This is a genomic window from Bradyrhizobium sp. USDA 4011 (assembly GCF_054063415.1).
Genome location: NZ_JBSSGG010000001.1, coordinates 6,025,355 through 6,038,018, shown reverse-complemented (window position 1 = coordinate 6,038,018; position 12,664 = coordinate 6,025,355). Strand labels below are relative to the sequence as shown.

Here is a 12,664-nt window from a genome sequence, read left to right as displayed (position 1 = left end):
AGCCTGCGCAAACCCAATCATTTATACGGCACATATATCAGCTAGCTGCAAGCGGCGCTCAATTCTTCGTGGCGCCCCTTCAGATAGCGCGCATCGGCGAGCGATGAATAGCATGCGCCGTGATGCGAAGGCTACTGTACCCTCGCCGCGATGTCGCTTTGACGACGTCCGGCGCGTTCACCGAACCGAACGCCCTTGAGCCAGCCGAGCGATGGCCTAGTGTGAACTGTACCATTGATGATCCCGTCCGCCTTTTCGTCGCGTTATCCCCAGCCAAGGGAGCTCGAAGCGGGTTACGCACTAGAATCCAGCGGATGCGCACACTAGATTCTAATGTCGGCGAGATGGAACTGAGTCTCTCGCCCGCACGGAGCTGCACGATGCCGGAAGTGACGGAAGCGGTTCGGGCATTGGCAGATACGCTGGAGCATCTTGGCGCGCCTTTTTCGTTGCCGGAAGACTGGATCATCCTTTGCGACAACGATGATCTGCGACACATGCCGCGGGCAGAGGCAAAGCAGTTGCTGCGCAAAGCGAAAAAGGAAACCGCGCGCCGATGGTTGGCTGCGCGCTTCGATCCAAGCGAAATGGATCAGGAGCTGTCCGAGGAGTCCGGTTGCAGTGACGAGAGCCACGTGTTTGACGACAGGCAACTAAAGCAACGCGCGATCATATCAATTGATGATGCCGTATCCACCGTCATGTCCTCGCGAGCTGCTTACGCAAACCTTGCGAGCGGCAGCACGCAACCGACGGCTCACGAGAAGACGGTCGCCGCGGCGCGTGGCGTATGGCTATTCAAAAGATCGACCTGATCGGAGGGATTGCTTCGATCAAGATGTGCGCCGCCAATGCGCCCGTATCATCAACGGGATCTACGGCCAATCGGTGAAATCATCCGGTCCGGTGGTCTACCTGATCAGCACGGACAATCTGGAATTCGTGAAGATCGGATTTACCAGGTGTCTGGAGCACCGCCTGAGGTCGCTTCGGACGGCATCGCATGTCGAGCCAATCATTCGCTTGACCATTCCGGGCACGCAATCGCTGGAGCGCGAGCTTCACACTCGCTTTGCAGCATCTCGCACTAATCGCGAATGGTTCCGGCTGACAGACGACATCAGGACACTCATTGCTTCAGCGAGCGGGGGCTGAAGACGAAAGTCGCCTTTGCGTTGTCGCGAAGTGTGACCATAGGGTCATAGAGGCAGGTCTTGATCACCGCAACCTTGGCGTTGTCGGGTACGAGGAGTTGCGTCGCGCCGCCAAAAAAGCTGAAGGCCGCATTGTGTCCCGCGATCCAGTCGCCGAGCTGCTCGGTCCACGTCGCAAGCGCGAACGACAAGCTGGACGGGCCCATGACCGCCACGAAGATGTGCGCGTCACGCACCTCGCCAGTCTTAATCAACCACCGGCACCGTGTCGCCGGCATAGTCCACAAACAATTTCCCGCCCCCGCCGTGGTGCTGACGCATCACCAGCGGCAGCCGGTCTTCCCAGTTGCCGAACAAGTCACAGAAACGGCTGTACCGCTGCCCATCCGGACGATCCGCAATGTACTCGTCCCACAGCACCTGCAAAGTCACATGCTTGCGCTTGAGCGCGCGGGCAATAACGGACCCGTCAGCTCGGCCACCTTGCGGCGACCAGGCATCACGCCAGGTACCCCGTACAGCAGTTGCTCCAGCTCGGTGTGGCTTATCGCTTCCGGGACTGGCCATGCCAGATCCGCGCGCACAAACCGCTTTACCGTATCCCGTACCGTCGTCGGCCCGACGCCGACACGCTTACCAACCACGCGCGTCGAGAGCCCAGCCTCAAGGCTCAATCTGACAATCTCGCGCACCTGGCGTATGATAACCCTCCTCGTCGGCATCCAATTCTCCAAACTGTTTCTTGCCGAAGAAATGGCCCAATGATCGGGCCTCACACCATCCGTAACTGCGCGCGATCAAATCGAAATGCTGCGCCTAAAATGCTCGGAATGCTGCGCGCGATCATTGCGGAACACTGCGCGCCATCAGCTCGGTACGATGCGCACCATCTTCTCGGAATCCGCATTCAGTAGCATTTCGAATTCATTTCCGCCGTCAGAGGATGTAGAAACTTCTCTTCATCCTTCGCTTTCACGAGAAAATCTGCCGATGCCTGTTTGACCACCGAGATTGCATCACGCATGGCAGGCCCACGCGGGGACCAACTCGCGGCGATTAGATTTGTCAAGGAATGTGAACTCTTTCATTTTGCCTAGCGCCTAGTCGGGCGACGAAACCCGGACGACAACTCCAGGGCTAGGCTCCAACTGCGGTATCCGTTGTCCGTTCACATGGGCGATCGTTTCGCTGATCAAAGCTCGCAGGTGATCTCGAAGAGAGCACTAATCTTCTCATGTCCACAGTCCTAGTGCGGTGGCTTCGAGCTTCGCGTTCGCAGTCTCCCGCTGCACTGCGAAAGGGCGTTGAAACCGCAAAACGAAGACGACTTTTGACACCAACCATCCATACGGAAGGCAGCTTGTGAAGCCGAAGAGGCCGCAGCTGCCGTGCTACAGCGCTCGCAGCGCGACTATTTGCGTCTCAGCGTGATCGAGGTACGCCGGATGCGTCGGATCAATCCGCCAAATACTTCGAGCATAGATTCCATCGATCGCGTCCGCCGTAGAAATTGTGATTGCTCTTGGGAGGGCATGTCCCCGTCGGTATCGTCGCTCTGCACGGGCCGCCTCGCTCGCCATCATTCATCGCGATTTTGTCGAATTCCGACATTCTACACTGCTAGCTCGAAGTATAGATCATCGACCTGAACGCCTGATAGCGCGACTTCAGGGGCCTTATCTGTCCTCAGCGTTCGCGCATGGGTCCTATCCGACAACGCGGCCACCAAGGAGGACAGCGGCATTGCTCCCCAGCGCATCTTTTTGGCAACGACCTCGTCGACCGGGATGATCGCCGTTTTCAAGCCGGTCATCAAGTCGAGCCCCTTCTCCTTCATAGTGGCGTTGTGGCTGCCGTGATGACCGACCTTGTAAAAAATCGTGTGCTTGAGCAATCCCGGTCCGGTTCTGCGGTCCGCGCCCGTGCCCCATTCCAGCGCCTCCCACGAGAGCCAATTCCCGACTTGAGCGTCCGCCGCGAAGAGCAGCACGTCCCCGCCCGCCAGTTCGATGGCCAGAACGAGACTGGTATTGTTGGTCGCCGATTGAAGCATCAGGGCGAACTCGTCGGTGTTGCCAAGCCACTCCGTGTCGATCCGCTGCCAGTCGGCTCCAGTCCAATAGGCCTTGCGGAAGAACCGATGTTCTTCCGACATGGAAAGCGGAATCCGGGAAGACGGTGGAAATGGTACGACGTCGCCGTCCCCGGAGAGCGCGCCGATGACACCGAGCGGCAGCACGCCACTGCCGTCGAGCGCTAGCTCATAGGTCTCTGGATTCTTTTTTGACGGGCTAAAGTGTTTGATGGCCTTCTCGTCGTGCGGCGGCCCAAGGACGAAGATCCGGAAGTCGCATCCTTCAGGTACGATGGGCGGATCGGCCGGATGGAGATAGACGGGAGCCCCGCTTCCCGCCTTTGCCTTGGCAATGTCGAATGCGGCCTTTGTCTTCTCCCCTGCCGCGCCGAACATGCCCGTCAGGGCGAGAACAGAATCGGCGCCCTGCTCGTTTCCTGCCGCTCGCAACGCATCGACACTGGCTGACACCAATTGGAGCGCCTGAGCGCGTTCTTTGCGCAGCTTTTTCGCGAGGTCATCGCTAGGATCCTCGGTCCAGGCAACCCAGACCTGACCGACGGTGAGTTTGTCGAATAGTTCCTCCGCCTGTTGGAAGCCGGAAACGTGGTCCCAATGCTCATGGGTCACGGCGAGCGCATCCACAGATCCTTGCGTGACGTCCAGAATGTCCCTCATCACGGATTGCATTTTTTCCGCGCCCTGCTTTTGGGCTACTGCCACTCCGCAATCGATGAGCAGCTTGAACATCGGCCCGTTCTTGCGCGGAATCCGGACAAGAATGCGATCCCCGAGCCCGTGTCTGTAGATGCGGATCAGAGCCCTCGGATCGCCTGTGCGTTCGGTCGGCGTCTTGCGTCGCGTTCCCTCAGCCGGCTTCGTCTTTTTTGCAGCTGGAGGCGTCTTTGCCGCGCGAGTGTTCTTGATGGCGCCGGTCTTGGTCGTTGCCGCAGATTTTCTGTGACTTGGTCGCTTGGCGTGCTTTGCGGTCCTCTTGGCCATTTCAAGCCCCCCAGCCGCGGTGCAGCAGAGCAAATTGCTCGCGCTCGTGATGAGGATCACCCGGCGAAACGTACGCGGCGCCCCGCGCTGCTGCGCGCTCTCTGGCCGCCAATCTGGCGCTGCTGCTGGGCCATCGCGCCCGCCGAGCCGCGCAGACACTTCCGGATGAAGTAGACCGGCATATTGTCGTTGAGATCGACCATCACCGTGCACCCACCGCGATAGCGCTCGGCATCAGGCTGCGCTCTGAAGGTCTGCGTGATCCCCATCACCAACCAACCGTGACTGGAACCGTCCGGCGCCGTCTTACGCGACGGCCGCACCGAATGGACCTCCACCGGACGCATCTCGCCGACCATCTCACCGATCTTCACGTTGTCGGCTGCGTTCTCGAAACCAAGCGAAGACAGCAGCGCCGCGCGCTTCGGATCGGATATCCATTTCCAGACCTTGAAACGGTTCCGCTCTGAGGTCTCATATGCATTCCGACGGACCGAATTCAGATTCCAATCGAGGTCCAAAGACTTAACGAGAGCCGCGAAATCGCGCGCCATTTCATCATCGATGGCTGGCGGTCTCCTCCACACCAGGCTATCCTCGGCTAGATGGGCGACGTCCTTCGGATAGATGCCGCGATCGCGAAAGGCGGAGATGAAGGCAACGCGGTAGCCGCGGGTGTCTTCGCGTACCAGATCACGATCGCCTGTGATCAATGCTCGCAGGTATTCGCCAAACGTCAGATCGGTCGGCGGACAATAGTCCAATGCGCGGATGCAGATGTTGAGAACCTGGTCCGCAACCGTGGACGCCTCGGCGGCCAGTCTCAATGCCAAATCGTGCGAGATCTCGCCTTGCGGCAACACGCCTGTGCCATTGGTCGCCAGCCTCACAAGGTCTGCGCTCCGTCCCCGATAGATTGTTTCGAACGCCGCAAACACAGCGGAGACCAACACCGAGCCCAAAAGGTGCGGATCGGCGGTGGCCTTCTGCGTGTCATAATCCTTCTTGCTGGGTTTGATGGCTTGCCACTTCCCCTTCACGTTCTTGCCGATCGCGCTCCGTAGTGGCCCGTGCATCCCGCTGGCCTGTCCGAACTGCACAGCGAGCTGTCCCAGCAGACTTTCTTGGCCGAGGTCGCCGTGTGTGTGCTTGATCTGTTGGAGGAGCGCTTCCGGGATCGTGAAGTGCTGAAATAGCGCCACGATATCCGCAAATGCCTCGTGGAACGCGAGCATATCCGGGTTGGTCGCCTCCTGGTATCTGGGATGGAGACCGTCGAGCAGTGCGTGGGTCGTCTCGTGTGCGATGATGTCATGCGAGACTGAGCAGAAGACCTGCGATCCTGGCAGGGATGTGCCGACATCGCCGTCTTGCGCGGTGAAATAGCCGAACAGAAGCGCCATGCGGGCGCTGCTGTAGTAGGCGTTGTTCTCCCTCAACGCGTGGGGATAGACACGTAGGCGCTGCACGAATTTGCGGTCGACCGCGTTCCCGTCCGGCCCCCGTACCATCCGTGGCGCCCAGAGCGCTCTTCGCCCGAGTGCGCGCTCGAACCGCGTGATGGTTCGCATCGCTACCGCATAGGTCATCTGCTGGTGAAATTGAGGGTTCGCCTCCGATGGGGCATGTCCGTTCATCGCGAGAAGATGGGGATGATTGAGATCCACCGGAGCGTAGCAACATTTGCTTGCCGGATCGACGTCCACCACCTCGAGATATTCTCCGGTCGGACCTTCGGTCAGATCGGTTTCCCAGGGAACTGATACCGTTGCTTCATTGATGCCGAACATCTGAGGATCGGTCTGCAGAGTCGGGTCGTAGGCGAAGACGCGCAGCTTCCGGACCGGAGGAACCGGCAATGGAGGTTCGAGCGCAAGCTGAATGTTGAGCTGATCCATTGGCGTCATCGCGGCGGAATGCGTGGTCGCCGGCGCCTTTGCGCTCGCCGCCGCAATTGGCGCATTCATCAACGCCTTCTTTAACGTCTCCGAAGCGAGCGGGCTTGCCAGTATCTCAGCCACCACGGCACCGAGCGCGGCCCGCGCCGGTCGGTCCGCCAATTTGGAATCAAGGCCGGTCTTCTGCAGGACCTGGCAGAGTTCAAGGTCCAACATCGGTTGCTTCAGCGGTCCTGCGGCCGCCAGTCCGAACACGAGGTGGGCCATGGAAAAGCTGGCATCGTCTTCGGGCTGCTTCTCCATGTGGCCATGCGGTATCCAGGTAGACGCGTCCTTTGCGCGTAATCTTCCGGCCCCGAGATATTTCGCACGGGTCCGGTCGTGAGCTGCGGATTCGAATAGCGCATTGCGGATCAGTTCGACCCTTTGCCACGGCTCCGCTACTCCTTCGTAGAGACGCCGATTTACCTGGATCCAGGTCGCCGCTGCGGCGGCGATCTGAGGCGTTGCGGCGGACGTGCCTGCTCCATCGAAATCGACGATGCTCGGTTCTCCGAATCTGGCCCAGGGAACATTGGGTGTGTAGGCGGCTAAGGCTCCTGCCATCTTGCTGTCCGGGCCGTAATCACCCGCCATCAACGACGCCGCCAGATCGGCGTAGGGGGCCCCATCCGCCATGACGCCGCAAGCGGCAACCACCCGATTGAATCGCGCCGGATAGACTATGAGATGGGTCGGGAAATTGCCGTAGTTGTTGCCGGCGGCCGTCACCACGAAGACGCCAGCATCATAAAGGGCATTCACAGCTTCTGCCCAGGCCTGCGACGGCACGCCTCCCATGCTCATCGTGACGACATGAACGAACGTCGATGGCGTCCTGCACAGGCCGTGGACATGATCGAACGCTTGCGCAATCGCGCTGTTGCGGAACAGAATCACGCGGTTCGCCACTCGAATGGGAATGATCTCCGCGTTCGGCGCACAGCCGAACGGCCTCACGCCTGATCCGCCTCCTCCCGCAAGAATGCTAATCGTACCGGTGCCGTGGCTGAAATTATTGAACAGACCCGATGAGCGGTCCCTTGCATCGTCGGGGAGGTCAGGGTCGACGAAATTCTTCTGGCCTCGGATGAACTTCGGGCAGGTCGCGTGGTCCGGATCAAAGCCGGTATCGAGGTGAGCAATCCGGATCCTATGGCCGTCGCCCGGATCGGATTGCCCCAATGCGGAAAACTGGCCGTGATCGCGATCCGCAAACCAGTAATTGTCGGCTTCGCGCGGGTAATGCGGATCTTGATCGTTCGGTGCACCCGTGCGCAGTGCAAGCGTCTCCTCGACCAATGGCGGTTTGCCAATCGGCCATTGCTGCTCCAAATCCGGCTCGGCAAATCGGATTCCACCCGCCGCGAGCGCCTGCCCTTTCGCGACCAGTTCATGACACGCATCCCAGGCCGCGGCTGCGTCCGCATGAGGAGCATCCGCCTCGACGATGAGCCAGTTGGCGGGTGTCGCGGCTCCAAGCCCCGCCCCCCTGCCGATGCTTTGAAAAAGCGGTTTCGCCGTCACTTCAACGGCGGGTCCCGTAGCCAGAGCGATCGGCGCTGTCGGCGAGCCTGCCGCCTTCACCAGAAACCGCATTTTGCCGCTTGCATCGCTCATCATCGATCCCGAGCTGCAGGGCTCCGCCAAGGGCGGAGACCGCTCACGAGCACAACGAAATCAGCAGTTGAGCCGGCTGACTACTGGGCGCCTCCCTAGGTGAGCGCGCCGAACCGCGTCACAGCCTCGCTCAGAAAAACCACTCGGCGTGACGAGCGCCGCCGTAGAAGGCCGGTGCAAGGGCCGCCCCGCTCCTTCCCAATGCTTGCTTCGCGTTTCGCGTACAGCCTCGGACCCGTAACGTAGACGTTCCATCCCTGTTTCTCGGTGTGGAATTTGAGATGCCAGCGAAAGGGGTCACGGGCACCAACGGCAATCCAGATTTCGTCCATCTTTAGAGCCTTGGAATAGTCCAGCCTGTCAGGATCAGCGGACCCAGGTGAGCCGGCCTCAAACCAAATGCGTTGCCGCGGTGCACGATACCGACCTCCGGTCCCGGCCGAGGCACGTGAGCTGATAACCATTCGATATCAAAGAGACGCCGTGAACTGCATCGCCCAATGTCGTGCGTCGACGTTTTCCTCCTCTCCTTCAGAGATTCCTTGGCGTACCGTTCGACTGCATGCGGCTTTGGCATTGTCAGGGCTCGCAGCAACATCAGCCAGCCGCCCTTTATTCGCGAAAAACTCATCCGGTCACGCCGATCCACACTGCGGCTCTTCGAGCCACATGCCCAGGCCACATTCTGGACAATCAAGCCGCTCCAACGAGTCCTCACGGCTGAGCGAGATTGCGGGGCGGTGGCCCGGCGCCGCCGGCGTCGTGACAGCACTCACCACTGTGATTGGCCTCCGCGGTGTGCATCGCGCACCACTATTTGACCAAGGCCATGTCGCCCCCTTTTTAAGAACGCTCCCTAGTCGCCCTTCTTTGCTTGATCCGGAAGCTCGAACAGCACACCTACGACCTCTAACAGGTCAGTCAATCTCGGCAGGCCATGCGCGCCATCCAAACTGAGCAATTGCGCAGCCGTCGTTCCATCCGGATTCAAGCTTTCCAATACAACGAGACTGCCGTGAACACGCAACCGCTTAAAATACCGTTCGCCGGTCTCGTCCACCGCCACAACAAGCCGGCCTTCGAGCCGCTTCAATGTGTCGGGGCCAAACGTGGCAGGGTGAGTGGCAAGAAACTGCCCGTCCAGCGCGATCGGCTCAGCACTTCTACCCTGTACCTGGAATAGGCGCGCATTTGATAATGTCTTTTCTACCAGAGCCAAATCGTTCACCGCCACAACCTCCTGACTGGCGATGTTGGGCGGCGGTGATGCAATATGGGAGACAAACAGTGTTCCGACGATCTTTTTCTGCTGCACCTTCTCCTTGGGTGCGATCAGGGGCTGCGCGAGTTGATGAGGTTCGAGTGTTTGCGCCGTCAAAACAACCATCGTCGGGTGAAGATCAGTTTCGCTATGACGGCGGGCCAATAACTCATCGCCAAAGGTTGCAACGACCAAGCTGTGTTTGGTGACGGGAGCAAAGTTCGAAACGATTACGAAGTCACCAATGCCTGCGACCGGATCGAGGGTACCGGCAGCCAGCTGATAGACATCGTGGTTGAAGAGTTTGACCGGTTCGCCTGATTGCCACTCGCTGAGCGCGACAATTCCATCGCCCGCTTTGCCGTCCGACTTGGCGGCCGCCGCCACGCCCGTCTTCATCAGCGTAAGCGCCTTCAGGGTGTCTCTGTGACCGGTCGGGAATGCAATAACGTTGTCCTGCCATGAGAACATTCGCGGCTCGCCAGAAAACGCCTCGAACTGAGCGCACACATGAAATGCCTGGTGCAACTTCGGCCGGAGCTTACTATCCCAAAACTTCTTGATATCGACTGCCTGCGCGACTCCCAGGGTTTCGTTATCCTTGTGATGAGGATCGTTGATTATGTTCATTTCTTTGCCGCCGCCACCAACCAGCAGGTCGACGAGCTCTTTGAACGTCTGTCGGTTGAATGGCGCCACGTGCGCTTCGCGCAAGCGCTTCAATTCGTTCCGCAACGCATCAAGGCTCATATCCGCGATTTCCGGACTTTCCGCCCGCATCATGCACTTCAGCAAATCTTCAGCGTAGACCCTTATGGCGCCGATGAACTGACGAGCCATACTATCATCGTTATTGGCTTCGGCTTGGTAGTACCAACGGTCGACGTTGGTACCGTTGACTATCGTAGCGACGGGCGAGGCCTTGTTGAGCGGCGCGACCAAGCCTTGCTGCCCGCTCAGGCGATGTTCGTCAACGACGAATTGGAAGAACTGGCGTTCATGCGTCGTCATGATCAGTTGCATTCCGAGAGGATTTTCCGCACCTGCGTTGGCAAGACGAGCGATCTCTTGCGCCCATTTTCGCTTGTTGCGAGGGTCAAAAGTCACTTGAGGGTCATCCAAAAGCACAAGCGGCATCGGATTGGAGCCTGCTGTCTCGATCGTTTCTTCGCGCAACGCAAAAACGAATGCCCACATAATTGCACGGAGCCAAGACGTGTTGGCGACCAATAACGCATTGATTTGAAGACCGGGTTCGAAGCTGCCTTCCACATTGATAGCTTTGCGCCCCAGCGCTGCGTCTTGAAACAGAAAACGCTCTTTCAGACGGATTTTGCCGAGGACTGACCGGATGCGGCCAGAAAGTGTCGTTATCGATCTCGCAGTTTCTGCAACGACGAGGTGCTTCAGATCCTTGAGAGGCTCTAACGCCTCAATGATCGCTTCGCGAACACGCTGATGTTTTTGGACGGTCTCCCACTTTTCTGCCGCTTCCGCGGCTGTCTGCAAGCTGACTGCGAGATCATCTAACGGTTCGGCCTTCTCGATTGCTTGCTCAAGGATGTGCAGCTGGCCTACGATGGACCTAAGAGGCGGCGGATCGTCTTTTTCCGCCGTCTTGCCGATAAGTTGTGCCCAAGCGTTTCGAAAAGCGCTTGCATTGTCTTCCCACCAAATAGCGAGGTCAGAGACGACCTGAAGCGAGTGAACAGTTTGCCGAAGGGCGGTCACCGACTGGGACGTATCCGGCACGAGCCCTTCTATGTCTGACGCGAAGAAATCCGGAAGGGCAGCGACCTGTTCATCGACAATCTCGTTCGTCAGTTTTGCAATGCCGGTCAGAACGTCGCTGAATGCGTCATTCGTGGCGAAGCGCAGCCGCGCGGCATCAGAATACGCGTTTTTGGGAACCATCACCCGGAGCAGGTCGAAATGCTTTCGTATCGCGGGCGTGAGCAGCGCTCTCAGTTCCCGATCAATGGCGCCGCAGGCATCGTCGATCTTGCGCTCCGCCACTGACGCATGCGCCCGCAACTCCGCAAGTTGAGCAGCAAGATTCTTTTGCTGCTCGCTTGCAAGCTGCCCCTCGCAAAGCGGACAAATCGCAAGCGCGTCATCTTCCGGCTCAACGAAGTATTGTGCCGCCAGTGCCTTAAGTCTCAACCTCGCGTCTTCGCGCTGTCGCTCATGCCAATGCACGGCTTCTGCGAGTTTCTTTTTTGCTTCTTCTATAGCCGCAGGAATTGACCTGAACTTCTCATCCTTCAGGGCTTCTCTCAAAGACACCCAGGCTTCAAATTGTATAATTCCATCAACGCCGAGTTTCGTGATGGCGCGAGCGCTCTCTACAGCTTGCTTTACCCGCGCTCGAACGGCGGCAACGCTGGTGTCCAGGTTATCCGAGATCTCGCTCTTGAGGGTTGCGATGTGTTCGGCAGCCTGAGCAGCAGCTGTCTTCGCAGCCTCAAGAAGGGATTTATGATGATCCTGCTCGCCGAGCGTCCGCAACCTGGAGAGGTCCATCGCCAGGGCCTTGGCATGGATTTCTGCCTTTCCGATGCTCGTGGTGAACGAGCCTATGATCGCATCAATGCCTTGATCTTTTGCATATTTGTAAAAGCGCTGGGACTTATTACCGAATTTTGCCGCGCCGTCGGCGATATCCCCAAGTTGATCGAGGCCTGTGAGAAGCTTTACGGCCTCGTAGAGCGATTGGCTTTTGTCGCCGAAACCTATCCGAGGGATTCGCGCGGGCATCAGGAGCCCGGTCTCAAGCAGCTGGGGAATCGTCGTCAGCCGCGCGTCGACTGATACGCCAATCGAGGCCGGCCCCTCTTTAGGCGACTTGAGTTCACGTTCCGCCAGCGCTTTCTCATTTTTCTCGTTCTCGAAGGTGAGCCGTACCCAAGCAATGGCCTCCTTCGCGAGCTCTGCAACCGTTTTGGGGTAAGAAACAATGGAGGGCCAGGAGCCGACCTCTTTTCCTCCAGGGCCGTTGACCGGTGATCGTTCTCCTAATTCATCGACAAGTCCATCCTGTTCACGAACGCGCTTTCCCGTCATCGCCCATAGGATGGCGTTGCTTAGAGACGTCTTCCCACATCCGTTTTGCCCCTCTAAACACCAGTTCTCACCGCCGACACTCATGTCGAAAGATGGACCGTCCCAAGTCGTCAGACCCGCGAAGTTCTTGGCTTCGATGCGAACTAGCCTCCAAACGCCACCAGCGTCGACATCCATTTTGGTTGCCGTCGATGATGCGGGATCATCGGTGGCTTCCCATGCGGCGATGAGGCCTGGAAAAAGCGCCTCGTTCGCCTCAGCGACTTTTGAAGGGCTTTGTTCGACGAGAAACTTTAAAAGCCGTCTTGCACCGGGCGTATTGAGCGTTAACGAACCCGCTTTGTGATTTTCGAACTTCGTCCAGGACAGAGGCGCGCCCTTGAGCAACTGGGCCGTTGCTTCGCTCAGCGATATCGGCATTTCGGTTCCGCGTCATGTTTAGAGGTCTGTGCCCACCTTCCGGCTTTTCTCAATCTCAAACCAGGCATGCGGGACTGTTCAAATAAATTGTGCAGCGGAAAACATGCACTTGGGATGACGCAGCGTCTGACCG

Annotated in this window: 8 protein-coding genes; 2 read left to right on the top strand and 6 right to left on the bottom strand. The window is 58.5% G+C overall.

Annotation, left to right across the window (positions count from 1 at the left end):
- Nucleotides 1–380: 380 nt before the first annotated feature.
- Both ACVW1C_RS28435 and ACVW1C_RS28430 read left to right on the top strand, forming a co-directional pair.
- On the top strand, nt 381–815 hold the full coding sequence (locus ACVW1C_RS28435) for a hypothetical protein (RefSeq protein WP_456761176.1): 435 nt from the start codon (nt 381–383) through the stop codon (nt 813–815).
- Nucleotides 784–1,155 carry a GIY-YIG nuclease family protein gene (locus ACVW1C_RS28430; protein WP_456761175.1) on the top strand — a complete coding sequence of 124 codons (372 nt, stop codon included), beginning with the start codon at nt 784–786 and terminating at the stop codon, nt 1,153–1,155. The genes ACVW1C_RS28435 and ACVW1C_RS28430 overlap by 32 nt, the downstream gene beginning before the upstream one ends.
- On the opposite strand, the gene ACVW1C_RS28425 is transcribed toward ACVW1C_RS28430, so the two are convergent.
- From ACVW1C_RS28425 to ACVW1C_RS28400, 6 genes are all read right to left on the bottom strand, one after another.
- Nucleotides 1,130–1,408 carry a hypothetical protein gene (locus tag ACVW1C_RS28425; protein ID WP_456761174.1) on the bottom strand — a complete coding sequence of 93 codons (279 nt, stop codon included), beginning with the start codon at nt 1,406–1,408 and terminating at the stop codon, nt 1,130–1,132. The two genes, ACVW1C_RS28430 and ACVW1C_RS28425, sit on opposite strands and share 26 nt — an antisense overlap.
- Nucleotides 1,401–1,586, bottom strand: coding sequence for a hypothetical protein (locus ACVW1C_RS28420; protein WP_456761173.1), 186 nt, complete (start codon nt 1,584–1,586; stop codon nt 1,401–1,403). The genes ACVW1C_RS28425 and ACVW1C_RS28420 overlap by 8 nt, the downstream gene beginning before the upstream one ends.
- Nucleotides 1,583–1,876 (bottom strand): helix-turn-helix domain-containing protein, encoded by a 294-nt coding sequence (locus ACVW1C_RS28415; RefSeq protein ID WP_456761172.1) that lies wholly within the window; start codon nt 1,874–1,876, stop codon nt 1,583–1,585. Before ACVW1C_RS28415 ends, ACVW1C_RS28420 begins: the two co-directional genes overlap by 4 nt.
- Before the next feature lie 890 nt (nt 1,877–2,766).
- The gene (locus ACVW1C_RS28410; protein ID WP_456761171.1) at nt 2,767–4,230 is read right to left on the bottom strand and encodes an MBL fold metallo-hydrolase; all 1,464 of its coding nucleotides are present in this window, start codon (nt 4,228–4,230) and stop codon (nt 2,767–2,769) included.
- A 56-nt stretch (nt 4,231–4,286) separates the two neighbouring features.
- Nucleotides 4,287–7,787, bottom strand: a complete 3,501-nt coding sequence (locus tag ACVW1C_RS28405) for a S8 family serine peptidase (RefSeq protein ID WP_456761170.1) — start codon at nt 7,785–7,787, stop codon at nt 4,287–4,289.
- A gap of 856 nt (nt 7,788–8,643) precedes the next feature.
- Nucleotides 8,644–12,531: an AAA family ATPase gene (locus ACVW1C_RS28400; protein WP_456761169.1), complete on the bottom strand. Its 3,888-nt coding sequence runs from the start codon at nt 12,529–12,531 to the stop codon at nt 8,644–8,646.
- Nucleotides 12,532–12,664 lie beyond the last annotated feature (133 nt).

Bases quoted from the DNA above. Each gene is read 5' to 3' on its own strand.
- ACVW1C_RS28435 (WP_456761176.1), top strand. From the start codon at position 381: ATGCCGGAAGTGACGGAAGCGGTTCGGGCATTGGCAGATACGCTGGAG.
- ACVW1C_RS28415 (WP_456761172.1), bottom strand. From the start codon at position 1,876: ATGCCGACGAGGAGGGTTATCATACGCCAGGTGCGCGAGATTGTCAGA.
- ACVW1C_RS28410 (WP_456761171.1), bottom strand. From the start codon at position 4,230: ATGGCCAAGAGGACCGCAAAGCACGCCAAGCGACCAAGTCACAGAAAA.
- ACVW1C_RS28405 (WP_456761170.1), bottom strand. From the start codon at position 7,787: ATGAGCGATGCAAGCGGCAAAATGCGGTTTCTGGTGAAGGCGGCAGGC.
- ACVW1C_RS28400 (WP_456761169.1), bottom strand. From the start codon at position 12,531: ATGCCGATATCGCTGAGCGAAGCAACGGCCCAGTTGCTCAAGGGCGCG.